Source organism: Epilithonimonas lactis (assembly GCF_900110605.1).
Classification (GTDB): domain Bacteria; phylum Bacteroidota; class Bacteroidia; order Flavobacteriales; family Weeksellaceae; genus Epilithonimonas; species Epilithonimonas lactis.
This window is the reverse complement of record NZ_FOFI01000002.1, coordinates 128,411-150,496: the sequence shown is the minus strand read 5'-3', so window position 1 is coordinate 150,496 and position 22,086 is coordinate 128,411. Positions and strand designations below refer to the sequence as shown.

At 38.3% G+C, this 22,086-nt stretch carries 33 protein-coding genes; 32 read left to right on the top strand and 1 reads right to left on the bottom strand.

The genetic code is table 11. The features are described from left to right. Positions 1-17: 17 nt before the first annotated feature. The 32 genes from BMW39_RS05940 to BMW39_RS05785 all read left to right on the top strand — a co-directional run bounded on the left by BMW39_RS05940 (position 18) and on the right by BMW39_RS05785 (position 21,157). Complete coding sequence (locus tag BMW39_RS05940) at positions 18-470, top strand: low affinity iron permease family protein (protein ID WP_034973051.1); 453 nt, start codon at positions 18-20, stop codon at positions 468-470. A gap of 215 nt (positions 471-685) precedes the next feature. Further along, positions 686-1,312 (top strand): 50S ribosomal protein L3, encoded by a 627-nt coding sequence (gene rplC, locus BMW39_RS05935; RefSeq protein WP_034962870.1) that lies wholly within the window; start codon positions 686-688, stop codon positions 1,310-1,312. Further along, positions 1,303-1,932, top strand: a complete 630-nt coding sequence (gene rplD, locus BMW39_RS05930) for a 50S ribosomal protein L4 (RefSeq protein WP_034973049.1) — start codon at positions 1,303-1,305, stop codon at positions 1,930-1,932. Before rplC ends, rplD begins: the two co-directional genes overlap by 10 nt. A 3-nt stretch (positions 1,933-1,935) precedes the next feature. After that, positions 1,936-2,226, top strand: a complete 291-nt coding sequence (gene rplW / locus BMW39_RS05925; RefSeq protein WP_034962868.1) for a 50S ribosomal protein L23 — start codon at positions 1,936-1,938, stop codon at positions 2,224-2,226. A gap of 20 nt (positions 2,227-2,246) precedes the next feature. Then, positions 2,247-3,068, top strand: coding sequence for a 50S ribosomal protein L2 (gene rplB / locus BMW39_RS05920; protein ID WP_034962863.1), 822 nt, complete (start codon positions 2,247-2,249; stop codon positions 3,066-3,068). A 2-nt stretch (positions 3,069-3,070) separates the two neighbouring features. Beyond that, positions 3,071-3,349 (top strand): 30S ribosomal protein S19, encoded by a 279-nt coding sequence (gene rpsS / locus BMW39_RS05915; RefSeq protein WP_028122169.1) that lies wholly within the window; start codon positions 3,071-3,073, stop codon positions 3,347-3,349. A gap of 2 nt (positions 3,350-3,351) precedes the next feature. Continuing rightward, on the top strand, positions 3,352-3,747 hold the full coding sequence (gene rplV / locus BMW39_RS05910; RefSeq protein WP_034962861.1) for a 50S ribosomal protein L22: 396 nt from the start codon (positions 3,352-3,354) through the stop codon (positions 3,745-3,747). A gap of 8 nt (positions 3,748-3,755) precedes the next feature. Next, a complete protein-coding gene (rpsC, locus tag BMW39_RS05905; protein ID WP_034962859.1) occupies positions 3,756-4,508 on the top strand; it encodes a 30S ribosomal protein S3 in 753 nt (250 codons plus the stop codon). Positions 4,509-4,584: 76 nt separating this feature from the next. Continuing rightward, complete coding sequence (gene rplP, locus BMW39_RS05900; RefSeq protein ID WP_028122172.1) at positions 4,585-5,010, top strand: 50S ribosomal protein L16; 426 nt, start codon at positions 4,585-4,587, stop codon at positions 5,008-5,010. An 11-nt stretch (positions 5,011-5,021) separates the two neighbouring features. Then, on the top strand, positions 5,022-5,207 hold the full coding sequence (gene rpmC, locus BMW39_RS05895; RefSeq protein WP_028122173.1) for a 50S ribosomal protein L29: 186 nt from the start codon (positions 5,022-5,024) through the stop codon (positions 5,205-5,207). A gap of 12 nt (positions 5,208-5,219) precedes the next feature. After that, positions 5,220-5,474 carry a 30S ribosomal protein S17 gene (rpsQ, locus tag BMW39_RS05890; protein WP_015806738.1) on the top strand — a complete coding sequence of 85 codons (255 nt, stop codon included), beginning with the start codon at positions 5,220-5,222 and terminating at the stop codon, positions 5,472-5,474. Beyond that, on the top strand, positions 5,474-5,842 hold the full coding sequence (rplN, locus tag BMW39_RS05885; RefSeq protein ID WP_028122174.1) for a 50S ribosomal protein L14: 369 nt from the start codon (positions 5,474-5,476) through the stop codon (positions 5,840-5,842). Before rpsQ ends, rplN begins: the two co-directional genes overlap by 1 nt. A 19-nt stretch (positions 5,843-5,861) precedes the next feature. After that, positions 5,862-6,182: a 50S ribosomal protein L24 gene (gene rplX / locus BMW39_RS05880; RefSeq protein WP_034962856.1), complete on the top strand. Its 321-nt coding sequence runs from the start codon at positions 5,862-5,864 to the stop codon at positions 6,180-6,182. A 12-nt stretch (positions 6,183-6,194) separates the two neighbouring features. After that, complete coding sequence (gene rplE, locus BMW39_RS05875) at positions 6,195-6,746, top strand: 50S ribosomal protein L5 (protein WP_034962854.1); 552 nt, start codon at positions 6,195-6,197, stop codon at positions 6,744-6,746. A gap of 1 nt (position 6,747) precedes the next feature. Then, positions 6,748-7,017: a 30S ribosomal protein S14 gene (gene rpsN, locus BMW39_RS05870; RefSeq protein ID WP_034962852.1), complete on the top strand. Its 270-nt coding sequence runs from the start codon at positions 6,748-6,750 to the stop codon at positions 7,015-7,017. Positions 7,018-7,366: 349 nt separating this feature from the next. Next, positions 7,367-7,765: a 30S ribosomal protein S8 gene (rpsH, locus tag BMW39_RS05865; protein ID WP_034962849.1), complete on the top strand. Its 399-nt coding sequence runs from the start codon at positions 7,367-7,369 to the stop codon at positions 7,763-7,765. Positions 7,766-7,783: 18 nt separating this feature from the next. After that, the gene (rplF, locus tag BMW39_RS05860; RefSeq protein ID WP_034973047.1) at positions 7,784-8,329 is read left to right on the top strand and encodes a 50S ribosomal protein L6; all 546 of its coding nucleotides are present in this window, start codon (positions 7,784-7,786) and stop codon (positions 8,327-8,329) included. A gap of 11 nt (positions 8,330-8,340) precedes the next feature. Continuing rightward, positions 8,341-8,694, top strand: coding sequence for a 50S ribosomal protein L18 (gene rplR, locus BMW39_RS05855; RefSeq protein WP_034962845.1), 354 nt, complete (start codon positions 8,341-8,343; stop codon positions 8,692-8,694). A 19-nt stretch (positions 8,695-8,713) separates the two neighbouring features. Further along, a complete protein-coding gene (gene rpsE, locus BMW39_RS05850; RefSeq protein WP_028122181.1) occupies positions 8,714-9,232 on the top strand; it encodes a 30S ribosomal protein S5 in 519 nt (172 codons plus the stop codon). A gap of 11 nt (positions 9,233-9,243) precedes the next feature. Continuing rightward, positions 9,244-9,420: a 50S ribosomal protein L30 gene (gene rpmD / locus BMW39_RS05845; RefSeq protein WP_034962842.1), complete on the top strand. Its 177-nt coding sequence runs from the start codon at positions 9,244-9,246 to the stop codon at positions 9,418-9,420. Between the two features lie 86 nt (positions 9,421-9,506). Continuing rightward, positions 9,507-9,959, top strand: a complete 453-nt coding sequence (gene rplO / locus BMW39_RS05840) for a 50S ribosomal protein L15 (RefSeq protein ID WP_028122183.1) — start codon at positions 9,507-9,509, stop codon at positions 9,957-9,959. 10 nt (positions 9,960-9,969) lie between these two features. Next, a complete protein-coding gene (gene secY / locus BMW39_RS05835; RefSeq protein WP_034973045.1) occupies positions 9,970-11,349 on the top strand; it encodes a preprotein translocase subunit SecY in 1,380 nt (459 codons plus the stop codon). A gap of 8 nt (positions 11,350-11,357) precedes the next feature. Further along, positions 11,358-11,573, top strand: coding sequence for a translation initiation factor IF-1 (gene infA, locus BMW39_RS05830; protein WP_027383300.1), 216 nt, complete (start codon positions 11,358-11,360; stop codon positions 11,571-11,573). Between the two features lie 10 nt (positions 11,574-11,583). Then, positions 11,584-11,700 (top strand): 50S ribosomal protein L36, encoded by a 117-nt coding sequence (rpmJ, locus tag BMW39_RS05825; protein WP_007839480.1) that lies wholly within the window; start codon positions 11,584-11,586, stop codon positions 11,698-11,700. 14 nt (positions 11,701-11,714) lie between these two features. Further along, positions 11,715-12,092 (top strand): 30S ribosomal protein S13, encoded by a 378-nt coding sequence (rpsM, locus tag BMW39_RS05820; protein ID WP_028122185.1) that lies wholly within the window; start codon positions 11,715-11,717, stop codon positions 12,090-12,092. Positions 12,093-12,104: 12 nt separating this feature from the next. Next, positions 12,105-12,494: a 30S ribosomal protein S11 gene (gene rpsK / locus BMW39_RS05815; RefSeq protein WP_027383298.1), complete on the top strand. Its 390-nt coding sequence runs from the start codon at positions 12,105-12,107 to the stop codon at positions 12,492-12,494. Between the two features lie 24 nt (positions 12,495-12,518). Further along, positions 12,519-13,127, top strand: coding sequence for a 30S ribosomal protein S4 (gene rpsD / locus BMW39_RS05810; RefSeq protein ID WP_034962833.1), 609 nt, complete (start codon positions 12,519-12,521; stop codon positions 13,125-13,127). A 31-nt stretch (positions 13,128-13,158) separates the two neighbouring features. Further along, complete coding sequence (locus tag BMW39_RS05805) at positions 13,159-14,154, top strand: DNA-directed RNA polymerase subunit alpha (protein WP_034973044.1); 996 nt, start codon at positions 13,159-13,161, stop codon at positions 14,152-14,154. Between the two features lie 8 nt (positions 14,155-14,162). Continuing rightward, positions 14,163-14,681 (top strand): 50S ribosomal protein L17, encoded by a 519-nt coding sequence (gene rplQ / locus BMW39_RS05800; protein ID WP_034973042.1) that lies wholly within the window; start codon positions 14,163-14,165, stop codon positions 14,679-14,681. 116 nt (positions 14,682-14,797) lie between these two features. Then, positions 14,798-16,804: a glycoside hydrolase family 97 protein gene (locus BMW39_RS05795; protein ID WP_034973041.1), complete on the top strand. Its 2,007-nt coding sequence runs from the start codon at positions 14,798-14,800 to the stop codon at positions 16,802-16,804. Positions 16,805-17,149: 345 nt separating this feature from the next. Further along, entirely contained in the window at positions 17,150-18,526 is a 1,377-nt protein-coding gene (locus BMW39_RS05790) for a DUF4403 family protein (protein ID WP_245750454.1), read from the top strand. Between the two features lie 81 nt (positions 18,527-18,607). Further along, complete coding sequence (locus tag BMW39_RS05785) at positions 18,608-21,157, top strand: M4 family metallopeptidase (protein ID WP_034974176.1); 2,550 nt, start codon at positions 18,608-18,610, stop codon at positions 21,155-21,157. Positions 21,158-21,235: 78 nt separating this feature from the next. On the opposite strand, the gene deoD is transcribed toward BMW39_RS05785, so the two are convergent. Continuing rightward, complete coding sequence (gene deoD, locus BMW39_RS05780) at positions 21,236-21,943, bottom strand: purine-nucleoside phosphorylase (RefSeq protein ID WP_034973040.1); 708 nt, start codon at positions 21,941-21,943, stop codon at positions 21,236-21,238. Positions 21,944-22,086 lie beyond the last annotated feature (143 nt).

Here is a 22,086-nt window from a genome sequence, read left to right as displayed (position 1 = left end):
TAACTTTGAAAATAAAAATGAACAATAAAAATTTGTTTGAAAGATTCTCGAACTGGGCCACGACTTTTACGGGAAGTTCTTATGCGTTTATCGGTGCGGTTCTCATCGTTATACTGTGGGCAGGTAGCGGTCCGATCTTCAATTATTCCGAAACCTGGCAGTTGGTTATCAATACCGGGACAACCATTATTACATTTCTGATGGTTTTCCTGATCCAAAAAGCACAGAACAAAGATGGGAAGGCAATCCAGCTCAAACTGAATGAACTCATCGCGGCCAGCAAACAGGCAAGTAACAGAATGGTTGATATCGAAGACCTTACTGAGAAAGAACTGGACCAACTTCATGATTACTTTGTCAAAATCGCCGAATTGTCCAAACACGCGGAGAATATCCATAAATGTTATTCTATAGATGCGGCTGTGAAAAAACACAAGAATAAGTATCAGGACAAAAATCCTGAATTATAAATCCGTCATTCAAAACATCCTTTCCAGGAGAATATTTTCCCAAAATCACGTAACTCACAAATTATCAAATAATTTCCCAATATTTATTTGTCAATATAAAAAATATTCTTACATTTGCACACTCATTTTAGGGAAGGAGTATGCCTATTTCAAACATAGTACATTACGAAGACCGCTAAAATGTTAAGTTTTAATATAATAGATATATATAAATAATGTCAGGTATTATTGGAAAAAAAATCGGGATGACATCTCTGTTTGACGAGAACGGCAAAAACTTGCCTTGTACCGTTATTCAAGCAGGTCCATGCTCGGTTTTACAGGTCAGAACCATTGAGAAGGACGGTTACAAAGCTGTTCAGTTAGGTTTCGATGACAAGAGTGAGAAGAACGTTGGTAAAGCGTTAGCTGGCCACTTTAAAAAGGCTGGTTCAACTCCTAAAGCTAAGTTGGTAGAATTCTACAGAGAATTCGTAGACCAAGTAACAGTAGGAGAAGATGTAACTGTGAAATTATTCGGCGAAGGAGAATTCGTGGATGTTACAGGGACTTCAAAAGGTAAAGGTTTCCAAGGTGTTGTTAAAAGACACGGCTTTGGAGGTGTAATGCAGGCAACTCACGGACAGCACAACAGACTTAGAGCTCCAGGTTCTATCGGTGCGGGTTCAGATCCATCTAGAGTATTCAAGGGGATGAGAATGGCAGGCAGAATGGGAGGTAAGCAGGTAACTGTTCAAAACCTTCAGGTGTTAAAAGTAGATGAGGAACAAAATCTTTTAGTAGTAAAAGGTGCTATTCCGGGAGCGAAAAATTCTTATGTAATTATCAGAAAATGGAACTAGTAGTATTAAATACATCAGGAAAAGAAACCGGAAGAAAAGTAACTCTTGACGAAACAGTTTTCGGAATTGAGCCAAACCAGCACGCGGTTTACTTAGAGGTTAAACAATATCTTGCTGCTCAGCGTCAAGGTACTCACAAATCAAAAGAAAGAAGCGAGATCACAGGTTCTACTAGAAAGCTGAAGAAGCAAAAAGGTTCTGGGTCTGCTAGATATGGTGATATCAAGTCGCCAACTTTCAAAGGTGGAGGTAGAGTTTTTGGTCCAAAGCCAAGAGATTACCGTTTCAAATTGAACAAATCTTTGAAAAGATTAGCTAAGAAATCTGTACTTTCTCAAAAATTGAAAGATAACAGTGTTAGAGTATTGGAAAGTTTCAGTTTTGATGCGCCTAAGACCAAAGAATTCATCACATTGTTGGATGCTTTGACCCTTACAGGTAAAAAATCATTATTCGTACTTCCTGAGTCTAACAAGAATGTATATTTATCTTCAAGAAACTTACCTAAAACGAGAGTTTTAACTTACAACGAGATCTCTTCTTACGACTTGATCAACGCAGGTGAGATTATCTTCTTGGAAGATGCAGTAGAAAAATTTCAGGAAAACTTAAAGAAATAAATCATGTCACTTATTATTAAACCAATCATTTCAGAAAAAGCAAACTATCTTACAGAGTTGAGAGGTGCTTATTCTTTCTTAGTTGCTCCAAAAGCAAATAAGATTCAGATCAAAAGTGCTATCGAAGCACATTATGGTGTAAAAGTAGCGGACGTTAGAACGATGATTTATGCGCCTAAAGTTTCTACTAAAAACACTAAACAAGGACTTCAAGTTGGGAAAACCAATAAATTGAAAAAAGCTATCGTAACATTGGCAGCTGGAGAAGTTATTGATATTTTCGCAACTAATTAATTAATTTATAAATAAGAGTAATGTCTGTTAGAAAATTAAAACCTATCACCCCGGGACAGAGATTCAGAGTTGTAAACAACTTTGAGGAAATTACTACCAACAAACCAGAGAAATCTCTAACAGTTGGTATTAGTAAGTCAGGTGGACGTAACCAAACTGGTAAAATGACCATGCGTTACACCGGCGGTGGACACAAAAAGAAATACAGAATTATCGACTTCAAAAGAAACAAACATGATGTTGAAGCAACGGTAAAAACTGTAGAATATGATCCAAATAGAACTGCTTTCATCGCATTGGTGGAGTACGCAGACGGAGAGAAGAGATATATCATCGCTCCAAACGGGATCAAAGTAGATCAAGTAATCATCTCAGGAGAAAGCGTAGAGCCAAATGTTGGTAACGCAATGAAGCTGAAAAGCATTCCACTAGGAACTGTGATCTCTTGTATCGAATTGAAACCAGGACAAGGTGCTACTCTTGCTAGAAGTGCTGGATCATCCGCTCAATTAACTTCAAGAGACGGAAAATATGCAATCGTTAAATTGCCTTCAGGAGAATCTAGAATGATCCTTACTGAGTGCTATGCAATGGTTGGATCTGTTTCTAACTCAGACCATCAGTTGACTGTATCAGGTAAGGCTGGTAGAAGCAGATGGTTAGGAAGAAGACCTAGAACAAGACCAGTAGTAATGAACCCTGTAGATCACCCAATGGGAGGTGGTGAAGGACGTTCTTCTGGAGGTCACCCAAGATCTAGAAACGGTATGCCAGCTAAAGGTTACAAAACTAGAAAGAAAAACAAAGCGTCTAACCGTCATATCATATCTAAACGTAAATAATTATGGCAAGATCACTTAAAAAAGGACCATTTATTCATCATACTTTAGATAAAAAGGTTCAGGCAAATATAGAGTCTAATAAAAAGACTGTAATCAAAACTTGGTCTAGAGCGTCTATGATCTCTCCAGACTTCGTAGGTCAAACTATCGCAGTACACAACGGGAAATCCTTTATCCCGGTTTATGTTACAGAAAACATGGTAGGACACAAGCTAGGCGAATTTTCTCCGACAAGATCTTTCAGAGGTCACGGTGGTAACAAAAATAAAGGAGGTAGATAATCATGGGATCAAGAAAAAGAGAAAGTGCATTAGCACGTAAAATAGCAAACCAAGATGTGGCAAAAGCGTTGCACAACGACTGCCCATCTTCTCCAAGAAAAATGAGATTAGTTGCTGATATCATTAGAGGAGTAGAGGTAGAAAAAGCTTTGTCTATTCTAAAATATTCTAAGAAAGGTGCTTCTGAGAAATTGGAAAAAGTATTACTTTCTGCAATTGCTAACTGGCAATCAAAAAACGAAGGTGCTGACATCGAGGAGGCAAACCTAGTTGTAAAAGAAATATTTGTGGATAGCGCAAGACAATTGAAGAGACTAAGACCAGCACCACAAGGTAGAGGTTACAGAATCAGAAAGAGATCTAACCACATTACATTAATCTTAGGTACTAAAAATTAATTCAAGGTATGGGACAGAAGACAAATCCAATCGGTAACAGATTAGGTATCATCAGAGGATGGGATTCTAACTGGTATGGAGGTAAAAACTACGGTGATAGAATCGCTGAAGATTACAAAATCAGAAGATACCTTGAAGCAAGATTAGCTAAAGGTGGTATTTCAAAAATATATATTGAGAGAACACTTAAATTAGTAACTGTAACTATCACAACTGCTAGACCAGGTTTAATTATAGGTAAAGGAGGACAAGAGGTTGACAAACTAAAAGAAGAGTTGAAAAAATTGACTGGAAAAGATATCCAGATCAATATCTTCGAGATCAAAAGACCTGAGCTAGATGCAGTACTTGTTGCTGACAGCATTGCGAAGCAAATTGAAAACCGTATCTCTTACAGAAGAGCTGTGAAAATGGCGATCGCTTCTACAATGAGAATGGGTGCAGAAGGTATCAAAGTTCAAATCTCTGGAAGATTGAATGGCGCTGAGATGGCACGTTCTGAAAACTTCAAAGACGGAAGAATTCCTTTATCTACTTTCCGTGCAGATATCGATTATCACATCGGTGAAGCATTGACCCAGTATGGTAAATTAGGAGTGAAAGTTTGGATCATGAAGGGAGAAGTGTACGGTAAAAGAGACCTTACTCCACTTGTAGGACAACAGAAAAAAGCACCTTCTGGAGGACGTAATGACAGAAATGACAGAGGCGGAGACAGAGAGAACAGAGGAGGCGACAGAAAACCAAGAAGAAATAATTAATAAAATTTTAGAGGCCAGTTTTTAAATGACCGTTACTTTTTTAAAATCTAAATTCTAAAATCTAAAATTTAAAATTATGTTACAACCAAAAAGAACCAAATTCCGTAGAGTTCATAAGATGAAGATGAAGGGGATTGCCCAAAGAGGGAATCAACTCGCTTACGGAACTTTCGGGATCAAAGCTACTGAAGGAGCTTGGATTACTGCAAGACAAATTGAAGCAGCTCGTATCGCTGCGACAAGATATATGAAAAGAGAGGGTCAGTTATGGATCAAAATATTCCCAGACAAGCCTATTACCAAGAAACCAGCCGAAGTAAGGATGGGTAAAGGTAAAGGTGCTGTAGAATATTGGGTAGCCGTAGTGAAACCTGGTAAAATTATGTTCGAAGTTGGTGGAGTACCTTACGAAGTAGCAAAAGAAGCGCTTAGGCTTGCTGCTCAGAAGTTACCGATCGTTACCAAGTTCGTAGTTGCTAATGATTTTGTTAAACCTCTATAATCTCTATTAAAATGAAAAACGCTGACATCAAAAATTTAAGCAAAGAGGATCTACAAAACCAATTGGCTGAAGCTAAAGCTAACTACGCGAAAACGAAGATAGCTCACAAGATCAGTCCACTTGAGAATCCGATCTTAATCAGAGATTTGAGAAAATCAATCGCAAGACTTAACACAGAGTTAACTAACAAACAATAATTCCTTTTTACAATGGACAGAAATTTAAGAAAAGAAAGAATCGGAATAGTTTCCAGCAATAAAATGGAAAAGACTATTGTTGTTAGTGAAACTACGAGAGTAAAGCATCCAATGTACGGTAAATTCGTTTTGAAAACGAAAAAATATACTGCACATGATGAGAACAACGAGTGCACAGAGGGCGATACAGTTTTGATTACAGAAACTAGACCTTTGAGTAAAAGCAAAAGATGGAGATTAGTAAGAATCATAGAAAAAGCTAAATAATGTTACAAACCGAATCAAGATTAAAAGTTGCTGATAACACAGGTGCTAAAGAAGTACTAGTGATCAGAGTTCTAGGTGGTACTAGAAGAAGATATGCTTCTGTTGGTGATAAAATTGTAGTGACTATCAAAGATTCTACACCATCAGGAAACGCAAAAAAAGGTCAAGTATCTAAAGCGGTAGTAGTAAGAACTAAAAAAGCAGTACGTAGAAAAGATGGTTCATACATCAAATTCGAAGACAACGCTTGTGTTTTGCTAAACGCTGGAGGAGAGATGAGAGGAACACGTGTTTTCGGACCGGTTGCTCGTGAGTTGAGAGACAAAGAATATATGAAGGTTATTTCATTAGCTCCTGAAGTACTTTAATTTTAAAATTTTAGAAAAAATGACAAAAGTTAAAATAAAAAGAGGAGACAACGTACTGGTAACTACTGGAAAAAATAAAGGTAGCAAAGGTGAAGTTCTTGAAGTAATCAGAAAAGAAGGTAAAGATCCAAGAGTGATTGTTGCAGGTATCAACATCGTGAAAAAACACGTTAAGCCGTCTGCTTCCAACCCTCAAGGTGGAATTGTTGAAAAAGAAGCTTCTTTACACATTTCAAACGTAGCACTTGTTGACAAAGACGGGAAAGCTACTAAGACTGGAACCAAAGTAGAAGGAGACAAAAAAGTAAGAGTAGCGAAAACTACTGGAGAAACTTTATAATTAAAATTTACGATGGAATATATAGTAAGACCAAAACAACAATATAAAGACACGATTGTTCCTGCAATGATGGAAGAATTTGGGTACAAATCTGTAATGCAGGTTCCTAAATTATTGAAGATTGTTGTCAGCCAAGGACTTGGTGCAGCTGTTCAAGATAAAAAGATCGTGGATTATGCTGTAGAAGAATTGACTGCAATCACTGGACAAAAAGCTGTAGGTACTTTATCTAAAAAAGATGAGGCTGCTTTCAAACTAAGAAAAGGAATGCCGATCGGAGCTAGAGTAACTCTTAGAGCTGATAAAATGTATGAATTCTTAGACAGATTGACATCTTCTGCACTACCAAGAATTAGAGATTTTTCTGGTATCAAGGCTGATGGTTTCGACGGTAGAGGTAATTATAACTTAGGAATCACTGAGCAAATTATCTTCCCAGAGATCGTGATCGACAAAGTGAAGAAGATCCAAGGGATGGACATCACTTTCGTAACGACTGCGAAAACTGACAAAGAAGCAAAATCATTATTAACTCACTTCGGTTTACCGTTCAAAAAGAACTAAGATGGCTAAAGAATCAATGAAAGCGCGTGAGCGCAAAAGAGAAGCTACTGTAGCTAAATATGCTGAAAAAAGAAAAGCTTTGAAAGAAGCTGGAGATTATGATGCACTACAGAAGTTACCTAAAAATGCTTCTCCTGTAAGATTACACAACAGATGTAAATTGACAGGAAGACCTAGAGGATATATGAGAACATTCGGAATTTCCAGAGTAACTTTCAGAGAAATGGCAAACAATGGACTTATCCCAGGCGTGAAAAAAGCTAGTTGGTAAGCAATTAAAATTTTTACAGCTGACTTCTATATTTTTATAAGTCAGCTGTATTTTAATAAATAGAGGATAAATTGAAATGACTCAAGGACAAAGAAAAAAATAAATACTATTAATTTTTTTTGTACTTTTGCACCCGCTCAGAAAATTATTATTTCCCTGGGTGACAATTATTCTTTTTGACTTTGTTTATTAGAATATAATGAAATTAAGAAAATCAAAGTGACAATTAAGTTGTTTAGATACTGAAGGTAAAGAGATCAGGCGAAGAATTATTCGGATCCATATAAGTCTTTAATCTTCAAGTCTTTTCAATACTGATTGTCATTAACCAATAATTTAAAACAAAGAAATGGTAACAGATCCAATTTCAGATTTCCTAACAAGAGTAAGGAACGCACAAAGCGCAGGCCACAAAGTGGTGGAAATTCCTGCATCAAAAATCAAAAAAGAGCTTACGAAAATTCTTTTTGACCAAGGTTACATCTTGAACTACAAGTTCGAGGATAGCGCGGTTCAAGGAACTATCAAAATCGCTCTTAAGTACGACAAGCAAACTAGCAAGCCGGCTATCAAGTCTATCCAAAGAGCTTCTAGACCAGGTCTAAGACAGTACAAAGGTTCTACAGAACTTCCAAGAGTACTTAACGGACTAGGTGTAGCTATTATCTCTACTTCTAGAGGAGTAATGACAGATAAAAAAGCGAGACAAGAGAAAGTAGGAGGTGAAGTAATTTGCTACGTATATTAATTTTTTAAAACAAGGAAAATGTCAAGAATTGGTAAAGCAATTATAGAAGTTCCTGCTGGTGTTACAATCTCTCAAAAAGATAACGTTGTAACAGTTAAAGGTCCAAAGGGCGAATTGATCCAGGAACTTACAGGAGGGATCACCTTCACACAGGAAGACGGCGTACTTACGTTCAGCCGACCTTCTGACTCAAAAGAGCACAAAGCGCTTCACGGTTTGTACCGCGCGCTTATCAACAATATGATTGTTGGTACTACTACAGGATTTACTAAGAAATTAGAATTGGTAGGAGTTGGATACAGAGCGTCTCACAACGGCCAAAGATTAGAATTGGCTCTTGGATTCTCTCACGGTATCGTTCTAGAACTTCCAAAAGAAGTAACACTAGATACATTGACTGAAAAAGGGAAAAACCCGATCGTTACATTATCTTCTTACGATAATCAACTTCTTGGAATGGTGGCTGCAAAGATCAGATCTTTCAGAAAGCCTGAGCCGTACAAAGGAAAAGGTGTTAGGTTCGTAGGTGAAATCATTAGAAGAAAAGCCGGTAAATCTGCATAAAATTTAAGAAAATGGCATTAACAAAAGTTGAGAAGAGAAACAGAATCAAAAGAAGAGTAAGAGGTAAGATCTCAGGATCTGCTACATTACCAAGATTGTCTGTATTCAAAAGTAATAAAGAGATCTACGCACAATTAGTAGATGATAAAGAAGGTAAAACATTAGTATCTGCTTCCTCTAGAGATAAAGGAGTAGACGCTAAGGGTACAAAAACAGAAGTATCTACAGCAGTAGGTAAAGCAATTGCTGAGAAAGCAAAAGCAGCTGGTATCGAGAATATTGTATTTGACAGAAACGGATTCGTGTATCACGGTAGAGTGAAAGCTCTTGCTGACGGTGCTAGAGAAGCTGGTCTTAAATTCTAATTTTAAAAATTCAGAAAACATGGTAGATAGTAATATAGAAAGAGTTAAACCTGGAGGATTAGAATTAAAAGATCGTCTAGTTGATGTTAACAGAGTAACTAAAGTGACCAAAGGTGGTAGAGCTTTCGGATTTTCTGCAATTGTTGTTGTAGGAAACGAGGACGGGATCATCGGTTACGGACTGGGTAAATCTAAAGAAGTTGCTTCTGCAATCGCGAAAGCGGTAGAAGATGCTAAGAAAAACTTAGTGAAAGTTCCTGTGATCAACCATACAATTCCTCACCAGACTTCTGCAAGATACGGTGGTGCTGATATCTTCTTGAGACCTGCGTCTCACGGTACAGGACTTATCGCTGGTGGTGCAGTACGTGCAGTACTAGAATCTGCAGGTGTACACGATGTATTGTCAAAATCTAAAGGTTCTTCTAACCCGCACAATGTGGTGAAAGCTACTTTCAACGCATTGTTGGACATCAGAAGACCAGAAGAGATTGCAAGAATGAGAGGAGTTTCTTTAGATAAAGTGTTTAACGGTTAATAAATATAATAATGGCAACAATTAGAGTAAAACAAGTTAGAAGCGCTATTAATAGATCTAAGACCCAAAAAAGAACGCTTGAAGCTTTAGGATTCAAAAAACTTCACCAAGTAGTAGAGCACGAAGCTACACCTTCCATCTTAGGAATGATAGCTGCTGTAAGCCACTTACTAGAAGTTCAGAAATAAGACATTAGACATAGAGAGAAGAGACTCTGATCAGGACGTCTCTTATCTCTTATCTTTTAATCTATAATCTCAATTACAATACAACAATGAATTTAAATAATTTAAAACCATCAACTGGTTCTACATTCAGCACAAAAAGAATTGGTAGAGGTCAGGGAAGTGGATACGGAGGTACTTCAACAAAAGGGCATAAAGGTCAAAAAGCTAGAGCTGGTTATTCTCAGAAAATCGGTTTCGAAGGTGGACAGATGCCTTTGCAAAGAAGATTACCAAAATTCGGTTTCAAAAATGTTAATAGAAAAGAGTTCAGAGCGATCAATCTTGATACGATCCAAACTTTGATCGATACTAAAAACATCACTGGTGAGATCACTAGAGACGTATTGGTAGAAAACGGTCTTGCATCTAAAAACGAATTAGTAAAGATCTTAGGAAGAGGTGACTTGAAATCTGGTATTTCTATCACTGCTGATAAGTTTACTAAATCGGCTGAGGAAGCAATCAACAAAGCTGGAGGTAAAGCAATCACGACTCTTTAATTATTGACTAATGAAAGAATTTATACAAACACTTAAAAACATTTGGAGCCTAAAAGAGCTTAGAGATAAAATCGTCTTGACGCTTTTGTTGGTCCTTGTGTATAGATTCGCATCGTATGTTTCTCTTCCTGCAATCAACACTGCAGAAGTAGGAAACTTACTTCAACATTACAAAAACCAAGGCGGGAACCAACAAGGTGCCGGCCTTTTGGGTTTATTGTCTTCTTTCACAGGTGGAGCATTTAGCCGTGCTTCCGTTATGGCATTAGGAATTATGCCGTACATTTCTGCATCGATCATTGTACAGTTGATGGGTATGGCGATCCCTTACCTTCAGAAGTTACAAAAAGATGGAGAAAGTGGAAGAAACACTTTGAACCAGATCACCAGATGGCTTACAATCGCGGTTTGTCTTGTACAGGCGCCTTCTTATTTGACATCGGTAACGCAATTTTTCTTGCCTTATTCACAATTTGCATCCGCATACTACATCGATCCAAACTCGGTGATGTTCTGGTTGCCAAGTATCATTATCCTGGTAGCAGGTTCTGTATTTGCAATGTGGCTAGGAGAGAAGATTACGGACAAAGGGATTGGTAATGGTATTTCTATTTTGATTATGGTGGGTATCCTTGCGGACCTTCCAACAGCATTTTATCAGGAAGTTTTGACACAGAATGGTAAAGGTGGATTGGGAAGCATCATGATCTTGGTGGAGATTATTTTCTGGTTATTGGTAGTTCTTTTAGCAATTGTATTATCAGTTGCGGTAAGAAAAATTCCGATCCAGTATGTAAGTAGAGCTCAGGCAAGAGGTGGCGTAAGCAGAAACTTGATGGATGGCGCCAGACAATGGATCCCATTGAAGGTGAATGCCGCAGGTGTAATGCCGATCATCTTTGCACAAGCATTGATGTTTGTTCCGGGATTGCTTACAAAAGTTGACGAATCCAATACATTTTTGGCAGGTTTCAAAAATGTTTTTAGCTGGCAGTACAATGTATTGTTTGCATTACTAATTATAATTTTCTCATTTTTCTATACGGCAATTACCATTCCTGTAAATCAGATGGCTGATGATCTAAAGCGTAATGGTGGGTTGATCCCGAAAGTAAGACCCGGAAAAGAAACGGCAGATTACCTGGATGATATTTTATCCAAGATAACCTTGCCAGGTGCAATTTTTTTATCTATCTTTGCAGTCCTTCCGGCAGTAGTGCACGGAGCGTTTGTTCAGACAGATAGATTTGCCCTATTTTTTGGGGGAACATCGTTGTTAATCATGGTGGGCGTTATCTTGGATACCGTTCAACAAATTAACACCTATCTGCTGAACCATCATTATGATGGGTTGATGCAATCTAAATTATCAAGATCATCAAACCTTTAATAGAATAAATGGCTAAACAGAAACATATAGAACAAGACGGCGTGATCACGGAAGCACTTTCGAACGCGCAGTTCCGTGTAGAGCTAGAAAATGGGCACGTATTGATTGCCCATATTTCTGGTAAAATGAGAATGCATTATATTAAACTCTTACCTGGAGACAAGGTAAGACTCGAACTCTCTCCTTATGACTTAACTAAAGGGAGAATAACTTTTAGATATTAAAAATAACAAAATGAAGGTTAGAGCATCTATCAAAAAAAGAAGTGCTGATTGCAAGATTGTACGTAGAAAAGGCGTGCTTTTCGTGATCAACAAAAAGAACCCTAAATTTAAACAAAGACAAGGTTAAGAACCAATTAAATTATGGCGAGAATTTCAGGTATTGATTTACCAAAGAACAAAAGAGGCGTTATCGGTCTTACTTACATCTACGGTGTTGGAAGAAGAACAGCTTCAGAAATTTTGAAAAGCGCTGGAATCAGCGAAGACAAGAAAGTCAACGAATGGAATGACGATGAATTGGCAGCAATCAGAGGGTATATCTTGGACAACATCAAAGTTGAAGGAGAATTACGTTCTGAAGTGCAATTGAACATCAAGCGATTGATGGACATTGGATGCCAACGAGGAATACGTCACAGACTAGGACTACCTTTAAGAGGCCAGAGAACGAAAAACAACTCTAGAACCCGTAAAGGAAAGAGAAAAACAGTTGCTAACAAGAAAAAAGCAAGTAAATAATCGTTAGGAATTATGGCAAAACAAACAAAAGTAGTTAAGAAAAGAAAAGTAAAAGTTGAGGCTATTGGTGAAGCGCATATTCAAGCTTCTTTCAATAACATCATCATTTCTTTAACAAATAAAGCAGGAGAAGTTATCTCTTGGGCTTCTGCCGGTAAAATGGGTTTCAGAGGTTCTAAAAAGAATACTCCATTCGCAGCTCAAATGGCTGCAGAAAACTGTTCTCAGGTAGCTTTCGAAGCTGGTCTTAGAAGAGTTAAGGTGTTTGTAAAAGGTCCAGGTGCTGGTAGAGAGTCTGCAATCAGAACACTACACAACTCAGGGATTGAAGTAAGCGAGATCGTTGACGTGACGCCTATGCCACACAACGGATGTCGTCCACCTAAAAGAAGAAGAGTATAATCTTTTAACCTCAAATCTAAAACAATGGCAAGATATATTGGCCCTAAAACAAAAATTGCTAGAAAATTTGGTCAAGCAATTTTCGGAGATGACAAAAACTTCGAGAAAAGAAAAAATCAACCACCTGGACAACACGGTGCAAACAAAAGAAGAGGATCAAAGAAATCTGAGTATGCAGTACAGTTGATGGAAAAGCAAAAAGCTAAGTACACGTACGGTATCCTTGAGAAACAATTTGCTAACCTTTTCGACAAAGCTCATAGAAGTAAAGGGGTAACAGGTGAAGTCCTATTGCAACTTTGCGAATCAAGATTGGATAACGTCGTTTTCAGATTAGGTTTTGCTAAAACCAGAGCTGGAGCTAGACAACTAGTTTCTCACAGACACATCACTGTGAACGGAGAGCTGGTAAACATTCCTTCTTATTTGCTAAAAGCTGGTGACGTGATTGCGATCAGAGAGAAATCAAAATCTCTTGAAGTAATTGCTGACGCTCTAGCTTACAAAGCAAATTATGAGTGGTTACAATTCAATGACGAGAAAAAAACTGGTACTTTTACAACTGCTCCTGAGAGAATTCAGATTCCTGAGGACATCAAAGAACAGTTAATCGTCGAATTATACTCTAAATAATAATTTTTTCAAATTTTTGCTCAACCAGACTATGGCAATTTTAACATTTATAAAACCCGATAAAGTAATCCTTTTAAACTCGACTGATTTTAAAGGTCAATTTGAATTCAGACCTCTTGAACAAGGTTTCGGGCTTACAATCGGTAATGCATTGAGAAGAGTTTTACTATCTTCTCTGGAAGGATATGCTATTTCATCTATCAAAATAGAAGGCGTAGAGCACGAATTTTCAACTATACCAGGAGTGATCGAAGATGTTACTGAAATCATTCTTAATCTTAAACAACTTCGTCTTAAAGCAAAAACTGAAAATCCAGGAAGCGAGCAGATCACTGCAAAGATCACTGGGAAGGAAGTCGTAACTGCTGGAGATCTAGGAGACTCGATTGTTAATTTTGAGATCCTTAACCCAGATTTGGTTATCGCAACTTTGGCTAAAGATGTAACGTTTGAAATTACTTTCAACGTAGAAAAAGGAAGAGGATATGTTCCGTCTGATCAGAACAAATCAAACAATGCGCCTGTTGGCACTATTGCTATCGACTCTATCTTTACACCTATCAAGAAAGTACAATATAGTATCGAAAATTACCGTGTAGAGCAAAAAACAGATTACGAAAAATTAGTATTGGATATTGAAACTGATGGATCTATCACACCTCAGAACGCTTTAACAGAAGCTTCTAAGATCTTGATCTATCACTTTATGTTGTTCTCCGATGAGAGAATCACATTAGAGACTGAGGCTGTAAAAGCTTCTATCCAATATGATGAAGAGACCCTTCACACAAGACAACTTCTTAAGTCAAAATTAGCAGATATGGATCTTTCTGTAAGAGCCCTAAACTGTCTGAAAGCAGCTGAAGTAGAAACGCTTGGAGAGTTGGTATCTTTCAGTAAATCTGATTTGATGAAATTCAGAAATTTTGGTAAAAAATCTTTAACAGAACTTGAAGAATTGGTTCACTCAAAAGGACTTAATTTCGGGTTTGATGTTGCAAAATATAAGTTAGACGCTGATAAATAATCCTTACAATGAGACACGGAAAGAAAATAAATCACTTAGGGAGAACAGCCCCGCATAGAAAAGCAATGCTTGCTAATATGGCTTGTTCACTAATTGAACATAAAAGAATCAACACTACTGTTGCTAAAGCGAAAGCTTTAAGAGTTTACGTGGAACCACTCCTTACAAAAGCTAAAGAAGATACAACGCACAATAGAAGAACAGTTTTCTCTTACCTACAAAGTAAAGAAGCTGTGACTGAATTGTTCAGAACTGTAGCTCCTAAAATCGCTGAAAGAAACGGTGGTTACACAAGAATCATCAAAACTGGTTTCAGACTTGGTGATGCTGCCGATATGGCAATGATCGAGTTGGTAGATTTCAACGAGATCTACAATCCAAACGCAGAAGAGAAGAAAACAACCAGAAGAAGTAGAAGATCTACTGCAGCTCCTAAAAAGGAAACTGCTGCTGTGGAAGCTACTGAAGCTAAAGTTGAAGAAACGCCTGCTGCTGAAACTTCTACAGAAGAAAAAACTGAAGAATAAGAATTCTAAGTTTTTAAATACAAAACCATCTCTTTTTAGAGATGGTTTTTTTTATGGGTTGATTTCAATAGTGTATTTTTGTAGATATATATATATAAACCTTAAAAATAGTATTAATGAAATTACACCGCAAAGATCTGCTCAAGGTCTTCTGTCTGTTTGCCGTGTTGATGGGGTTTTCCCAGATGACATTTGCACAAATTCTCAAGAATAACAAAGTCACATCACCCGATGGGAAAATCGTCTTGGAAGTAGGATTGGACAAATCCAAGATCTATTACAAAGTTTCCAAAGAAGGAAAGTCAATTTTAAATCCATCTTTTCTAGGATTTGATTTGAAGGATGGTTCGCTTAAGGACAATCTTTCTGTGAAAAATATTACCCATTCTAAATTTGATGAAACCTGGAAGCAACCGTGGGGCGAAGAGATCGAGGTTCGAAACCATTACAACGAGATGAAGGTCTTGGTTAAGGACAATTCAAAGCTTTCCAGAGAATTCATCATCGATTTTAAAGTTTATGACGACGGTTTCGGTTTCCGATACGAGTTTCCTAAACAGAAGAATCTGAATGAATTTGTGATAATGGATGAGTTGACGGAATTCAATTTTCCTGAGGACCACAAAACCTGGTCGATTCCTTACAATACAGAATTTTACGAAGGCTTGTTCAAGTCCAATCCAATTTCAAAGATAGACACAGTTGCAACGCCTTTGACGATGGAAACCAGGTCAGGCTTGTTCCTCACCATTCATCAAGCAAATCTAACCGATTACGCGTCAATGAATCTTGCGAAAGTTGGAAATTCAACCAAACTAAAAAGTTATCTCACACCTTGGGCAACTGGCGAGAAAATGTTTGCAAAAGCGCCTTTCAACACACCTTGGCGAACAATGATCATCGCCAATTCTGCAGGTGACCTGATGATTTCAAGATTGATGTTGAATCTGAACGAACCAAACAAACTTGGAGATGTCTCCTGGATCAAACCTGGACGCTACATCGGGATTTGGTGGGCGATCCATATGGAAAAGTACACTTGGAAAGCCGGACCAAAACACGGTGCAAATACCGAGAATGTTTTAAGATATATTGACTTTGCGGCGAAACATAAGTTCTCAGGCGTTTTGGTAGAAGGCTGGAACAAAGGTTGGGAAGACTGGAAAGATTTTAAATTTACAGAACCATATCCAGATTTTGACATCAAGAAGATCACAGATTACGCGAAGTCCAAAAACGTAACCTTGATTGGTCACCACGAAACAGCAGGAAACACCGTGAATTACGAAAACCAGATGAGCGATGCTTTTGCTTATTACAAGAAATTCGGTGTTGATGTCGTGAAAACAGGTTATGTTGGTGGGAAATTGGATGGCAAACAACCACACAGCAGCCAATACGGCGTTCGCCATTACAGAAAAGTCATTGAGGAAGCGGCGAAGCACAAAATAATGATCGATAATCACGAACCCGTAATGCCTACTGGTTTGCAAAGAACACTTCCGAATCTGATGACGCAGGAAGGCGTGAGAGGTCAGGAATGGGATGCTTGGTCCAAAGACGGTGGCAATCCGCCGGAACATACGACCATCATTCCTTTTACGAGAGGTTTGGCTGGCCCAATCGACTTCACGCCGGGAACTTTCAATTTCACAAATCCTGTCTTGCCAAATACGAAGGTCCACACGACCTTGGCTAAGCAGTTGGCATTGTCGGTTATCATCTACAGTCCGCTTCAAATGGCGTCCGATATGATCGAGAATTATGAGAACAATCCAGCTTTCGAATTCATCACCTCTTGCCCGACAGATTGGAGCAAAACAGTTGTGCCAGATGCGAAGATTGGAGAGTTTGTGACGATTGCCAGAAGAGATAAAGCGACCGATAATTGGTTCCTGGGAAGCATTACCAACAAAGATGCAAGAACTGTAAAACTAGATCTGAAGTTCCTGGATCCAAATAAAAAATACAAAGCGAAAATCTTCCGAGACGGGAAAGGTGCAGATTACGAAACGAATCCTTATCCAATCATCATCGAGGAGAAAGAAGTGGACAGCAAAACAATTTTGTCAGTTGACTTGGCGAGAAGTGGTGGTGTTGCGATGATTTTGACGAAGCTTTAAAAAGATAATTAATTTTAAAGGCAAAACCGCAGAGCGGTAATCTGTTGGTAGAACAATTTGATTATTACAAGCGGAGCTCCAGAGGAGCGACCTATAAAAACGTCCGTATTTTTAAAAAAATGATACGGACGATTTCATTAAAAGGTAAGGAGGTTTTTAGCAAAACGTGCGTGCGTTTTTAGATGCCTTTGCAAATGTCCTATTCATCAAACTTGCAAGATTATGTTTTTTTCAATTTGAATAGTTATTAAATGTCAAAAAGAGAGTAGGATTTCCCTGCTCTCTTTTGTTTTTAGCATCAATAAAAACCATTAATTTTGCGTTTTAAATTTCATTAAAACAGTTATGAATCCAATTCGAAAGTTCACATCCTTATATTTTTTATTGATCAGTTTCATTGCTTTTTCCCAATCAGCAGAGCCGGTTTACACGTTGCCAAAGATCAAATCGAATATCACGTTGCCGGTTTCACTTCCGATTTCGGAGATCAATAGTTTGATCAATCAATCTGTGAAAGGTGTTTTGTACGAGGATCAATCCTACACGGACAATAACAATGACCAGTTCAAAGTGAAAGTTGAGAAGCAAGGCAACATCGCCATCAAAGCCTTGACAGGAAATCGATTGATGATCTCTGTTCCGTTGAAAATATGGGCACAAAAAGGCTATGGAACTTTCGGATATTATGTTTACCAGGACACGAATTTCAATTTGATAATGAACTTCATTACGAATATTTCGGCCTCATCCGATTGGAGATTGAATACCAAAACCACAACGGCAGGATTTGTTTGGACACAAAAACCGGTTTTGGATTACGGGAAAATTAAGATCCCGATTGCACCACTAATTGAAAGTACGTTGAAAGAACAACAGAATAAATTCACGACCATTATCGATCAGCAGATCAAATCGCAGTTCAACCTTCAGCCTTATCTTGTGATGGCTTGGAATCAATTTTCAAAACCCATCAATGTTTCGGAGGAGTACAACACTTGGCTGAAGATATCGCCTCAAAGTACTTATATGTCGCCACTTCAGGTTTTTCAGGATAAGATCAAAATGACCATCGGAATTGACCTTTATTCCGAAACTTATGTTGGGCAAGTTCCTTTGGCGACTAGAGATGTCAACACGATTCCTAATTTTACATTGAATCCAAATCTTCAAAACATCTTCAATCTTCAAACGACTGCAAATATCAGTTTTGATGAAGCCACAAGGATTGCCAAACAACAATTCCTTAATAAAGAATTTGCGATGAGCAGCGAAGATCAAAAAGTGAAGATCACAGATATCAAGGTCTATAAAGAGAAAGAAAACGTTGTAATAGAAGCGCAAACCACTGGTGAAGTGAATGGAACGGCTTTCATCAAAGGAAAACCATTCTACAGCGCGGAAGAACATAAGATAAAACTAGATGTCACGGATTTCAATCTTAAAACAAAGAATTTCTTTCAGAAAGCTTTAACTGTTTTGTTTGAAGGCAAGATCCGAAGAATGATTGAGAAGGATTATGGCATTCCACTTTTGGACATCGAGAATGCGTCCAGAAAAAGTATGGTCGAAAACTTCAACAAAGAATATGTGAAAGGCATCAAACTGCAAGGAAATGTTTTGGATCTGAAACCAACGCAATTCCTGTTATCGGAAAAGTACATTACGATTATCATCGATACCAAGGCACAATTACAGATGAACATTTCAGGTTTAAGTTTTTAACAATTTGTTATTATTTGTGCTATATCATTGATTTAATTGCATGGAATAATGCTTATATTTGTTTTTAAAGAAAATTTAAAAATGAAGAAAACTCTATCTCTGGTTCTAGCATTAGGCTATCTATGTACATTTGCCCAGGAATCAAAAGAACTTACAAAACTTAAAAAAGAAACCAATGCCAGCGTTACAATCAGTAACAGCACCTCCAATCCCAACTTTATCCGTTTCGGAAATTCGACTTCACCTCAGCTAAGGTCTGCCGGCGCAAAAGCGAAAACAGCGGAGTTCTTGGCAGAAAACTTCAAAGCTTTCAATCTAAGATCGGTCAATGATCTTGTTTTTGTAGAAGAAAATGTGGACAACTACGGGTTGAAGAACGTGATCTACAGACAACAGCACCAAGGTGTGCCTGTTTATGATGGAATCTTGAAATTTCATTTTAATGGAAAAGAAGAACTGACATCCATCAATGGTAATGCGATCTCTAATATCAAGGTCAATGCAACGCCGGATATTTCCTCTGAGCAGGCTGCGAGTATCGCAAAAGGTCTGGTTACAAAACAAAATTTGACCAATAACAATGTTCCTCTGGAAATCGGGAAAAACAATCTTTTGATATTCCCGAAAAATTTGGTTCAAGGTGGAGTAGTCACTTCTTATCTCGCTTATGAAGTAGAAGTGACCAATAAAAATGATGTGAGAGAATTTCTTTTTATAGACGCCCACACAGGAGAATTGGTAGAACAGTTCACGGGTATTCATCCTATTGAGAGAAAACTATATGAGACCAATACCAATGCTACCAACTTGAAATGGAAAGAAGGAGATGCTTTTCCTGGAACGCTTGACAAATGGCAGCAGAATGAAGTAGTGACCTCTGAACACGTTTATAACTTCTTTAAAAATGCATTTGGCTATGTTTCTTATAACAGTGCCGACGCAGCGATGGTGACCATCAACAACAATCCAAATATCAATTGTCCTAATGCCAACTGGAACGGCGTAACAGCTAATTACTGTACCGGAACTGCTGCCGATGATGTGGTCGCTCACGAATGGGGACATGCTTATACAGAATATACCAGTGGTTTGATCTATCAATACCAGTCAGGTGCACTCAATGAATCTTACTCAGATGTTTGGGGAGAAACCATCGACATCCTAAATAATTATGAGGACGAAGGCGAAAACCTAAACGTGAGAACTACCACTGCTTGCTCATCTGGCTCAATCCGTTGGAAAATGGGTGAAGATGCAACTGCTTTTGGAGCACCGATCCGCGATATGTGGAACCCAAACTGTAATGGTGATCCAGGAAGAGTTTTGGATACCTCAAATTATTTCTGTGGCACAACAGATAGCGGTGGTGTCCATACCAATTCTGGCGTCACTAACCATTTGTATGCGCTCCTTGTGGATGGTGGAACTTACAATGGCTACACAATGGCAGGAATGGGATTTGTAAAAGCAGCCCATCTTTGGTGGAGAGCTCAGAAAAATTATCTGACACCGACCAGTGATTTCGCCAACTTTGCTGATGCCTTAGAAGCTGCAGCCAATGACCTTATCGGAATCAACCTAGAAGGTCTATCTACGACCACTTCTGCTGCAGGATTGACAGGTCAAGCTTTTACACTTGCTGATGTTCAAAATGTGAAAAATGGGATACTGTCAGTACAACTGAGATTGTCTCCGGCTACACAATGTAACTACACACCAATTTTAAAAGCTGTGCCAGAGCTATGTGCCGTAGCCACGTCCAATCCGCTGTTCAAAGAAGATTGGGAAAATGGCTTAGGTAACTGGACTGTTTCCAATGTGCCTACAAAACCGTCGACATGGGAAGCTAGAGACTGGACCATTAAGGAAAATTTACCAAAAGAAAGAGCTGGAAAGGCAATTTTTGGAGTTGATCCGATCAATGGCGATTGTGCTTCGGATCTGCAAAATGGTATTCTGCGTCTAGAAAGTCCACAAATCACTTTCCCTGCCTTTACAAGTGGTAATTACGAAATGGCATTCAACCATTACATTGCGATGGAATCTACATGGGATGGTGGGAATATCAAGTACAGCCTGGATGGTGGTGCTTGGACCTTGCTACCAATGACCGCGTTTACACAAAATGGTTACAATAGTGCACTGGCTGCTTCTGGAAGTGATAATCCACTGAAAGGTCAACGTGCCTATACAGGAACGGATGGCGGATCTCTAGGTGGAAGTTGGGGACAAAGTGTGATCGACCTTTCTAAAATCGGTGTGACTTCTGGCTCGAACATCAAATTCCGATTTGAACTGGGAACTGATGGCTGTAACGGGATTGAAGGTTGGTATCTAGACGAGATCTATATTTACAACTGTGCTACGCTTGCTGTTGAAGATGCTCAGAAGAAAAATAGCATCCAGGTGTTTCCAAATCCAACTTCTGGCTTTGTGACCATTCAGAATAAAAATAATTCCAATCTGAAGAATGTCGAAGTGTACAACGTGGCTGGACAGCTGATCCAAAGATTCAACGTCAATAATGTGAAGAATGCTTCTTTGGATATGAGCCAAATGGTGAACGGAACTTATATCCTGAAAGTGAATTCTGAAACAGAAAGCAACTCTGTAAAAGTGATCAAGAAGTAATTCGAGATCTCTGATCATACAAAAACGCCTTATGAATTGTCATAAGGCGTTTTTTATTTTAATGATATCAAGTTCAATTTAAAACTTCAAAGCGGTTTCCAATGACAACTCCATCATTGTTCTCAGTGCTTGTTCTCTTTGGTCTGCAGAGATTTGCTCATGCGTTGGGATGATATCCGAAACAGTCAGAATCGTAGCGGCATTTTTACCCAAATGTTTAGCATTCGCAAACAATGCAAAAGCTTCCATTTCTACTGCAGGACAATTGTGTTTTACGGCAATTTCCGGAACAGCTGGATCTTTTCTGTAGAAAATGTCGCTGGAATGGATGTTTGTGGCCTTCGCATCAAGTCCTAATTCTTTTGCTGTTTCATTGATCTTATCAAAGGCAACGCCTTGGTTGGAGATCAACTCTTCTTCGATTCCCCAGGCAAATTTTGCATACGTACTTTCACTTGCCGCATTTTCTACATTTAGAATATCAAATAATTTCAGATCGGTGGAATAAGCGCCGCAAGTTCCAATCCTGATAATCGTATCAACTTCATATTCTGTGAACAGTTCAAAAGAATAGATTCCGATACTTGGGAATCCCATTCCGCTGGCACCAACGGTGATCTCCTTTCCTTTGTAAAGTCCGGTGTAGAAGAAAATATTTCTCGTTTGACTTACCAATTTGGCATCGGTCAAGAAATTATCAGCAATATATTTAGCTCTCAATGGATCGCCCGGCATCAAAACGGTTTTTGCGATTTCTCCTTTTTTAGCACTAATGTGAACACTCATTTTATGAATTTTTTTAAGACCGTGAATATAAAATTAATTTCCAATCTGAGCCAAACGCAGAAAAGTATAATTTACTAATGATGATCTGCTATCTTAAATCTGCCAAATTTGCTAAATCTGCGAGAATATTTATTTTAATGAAT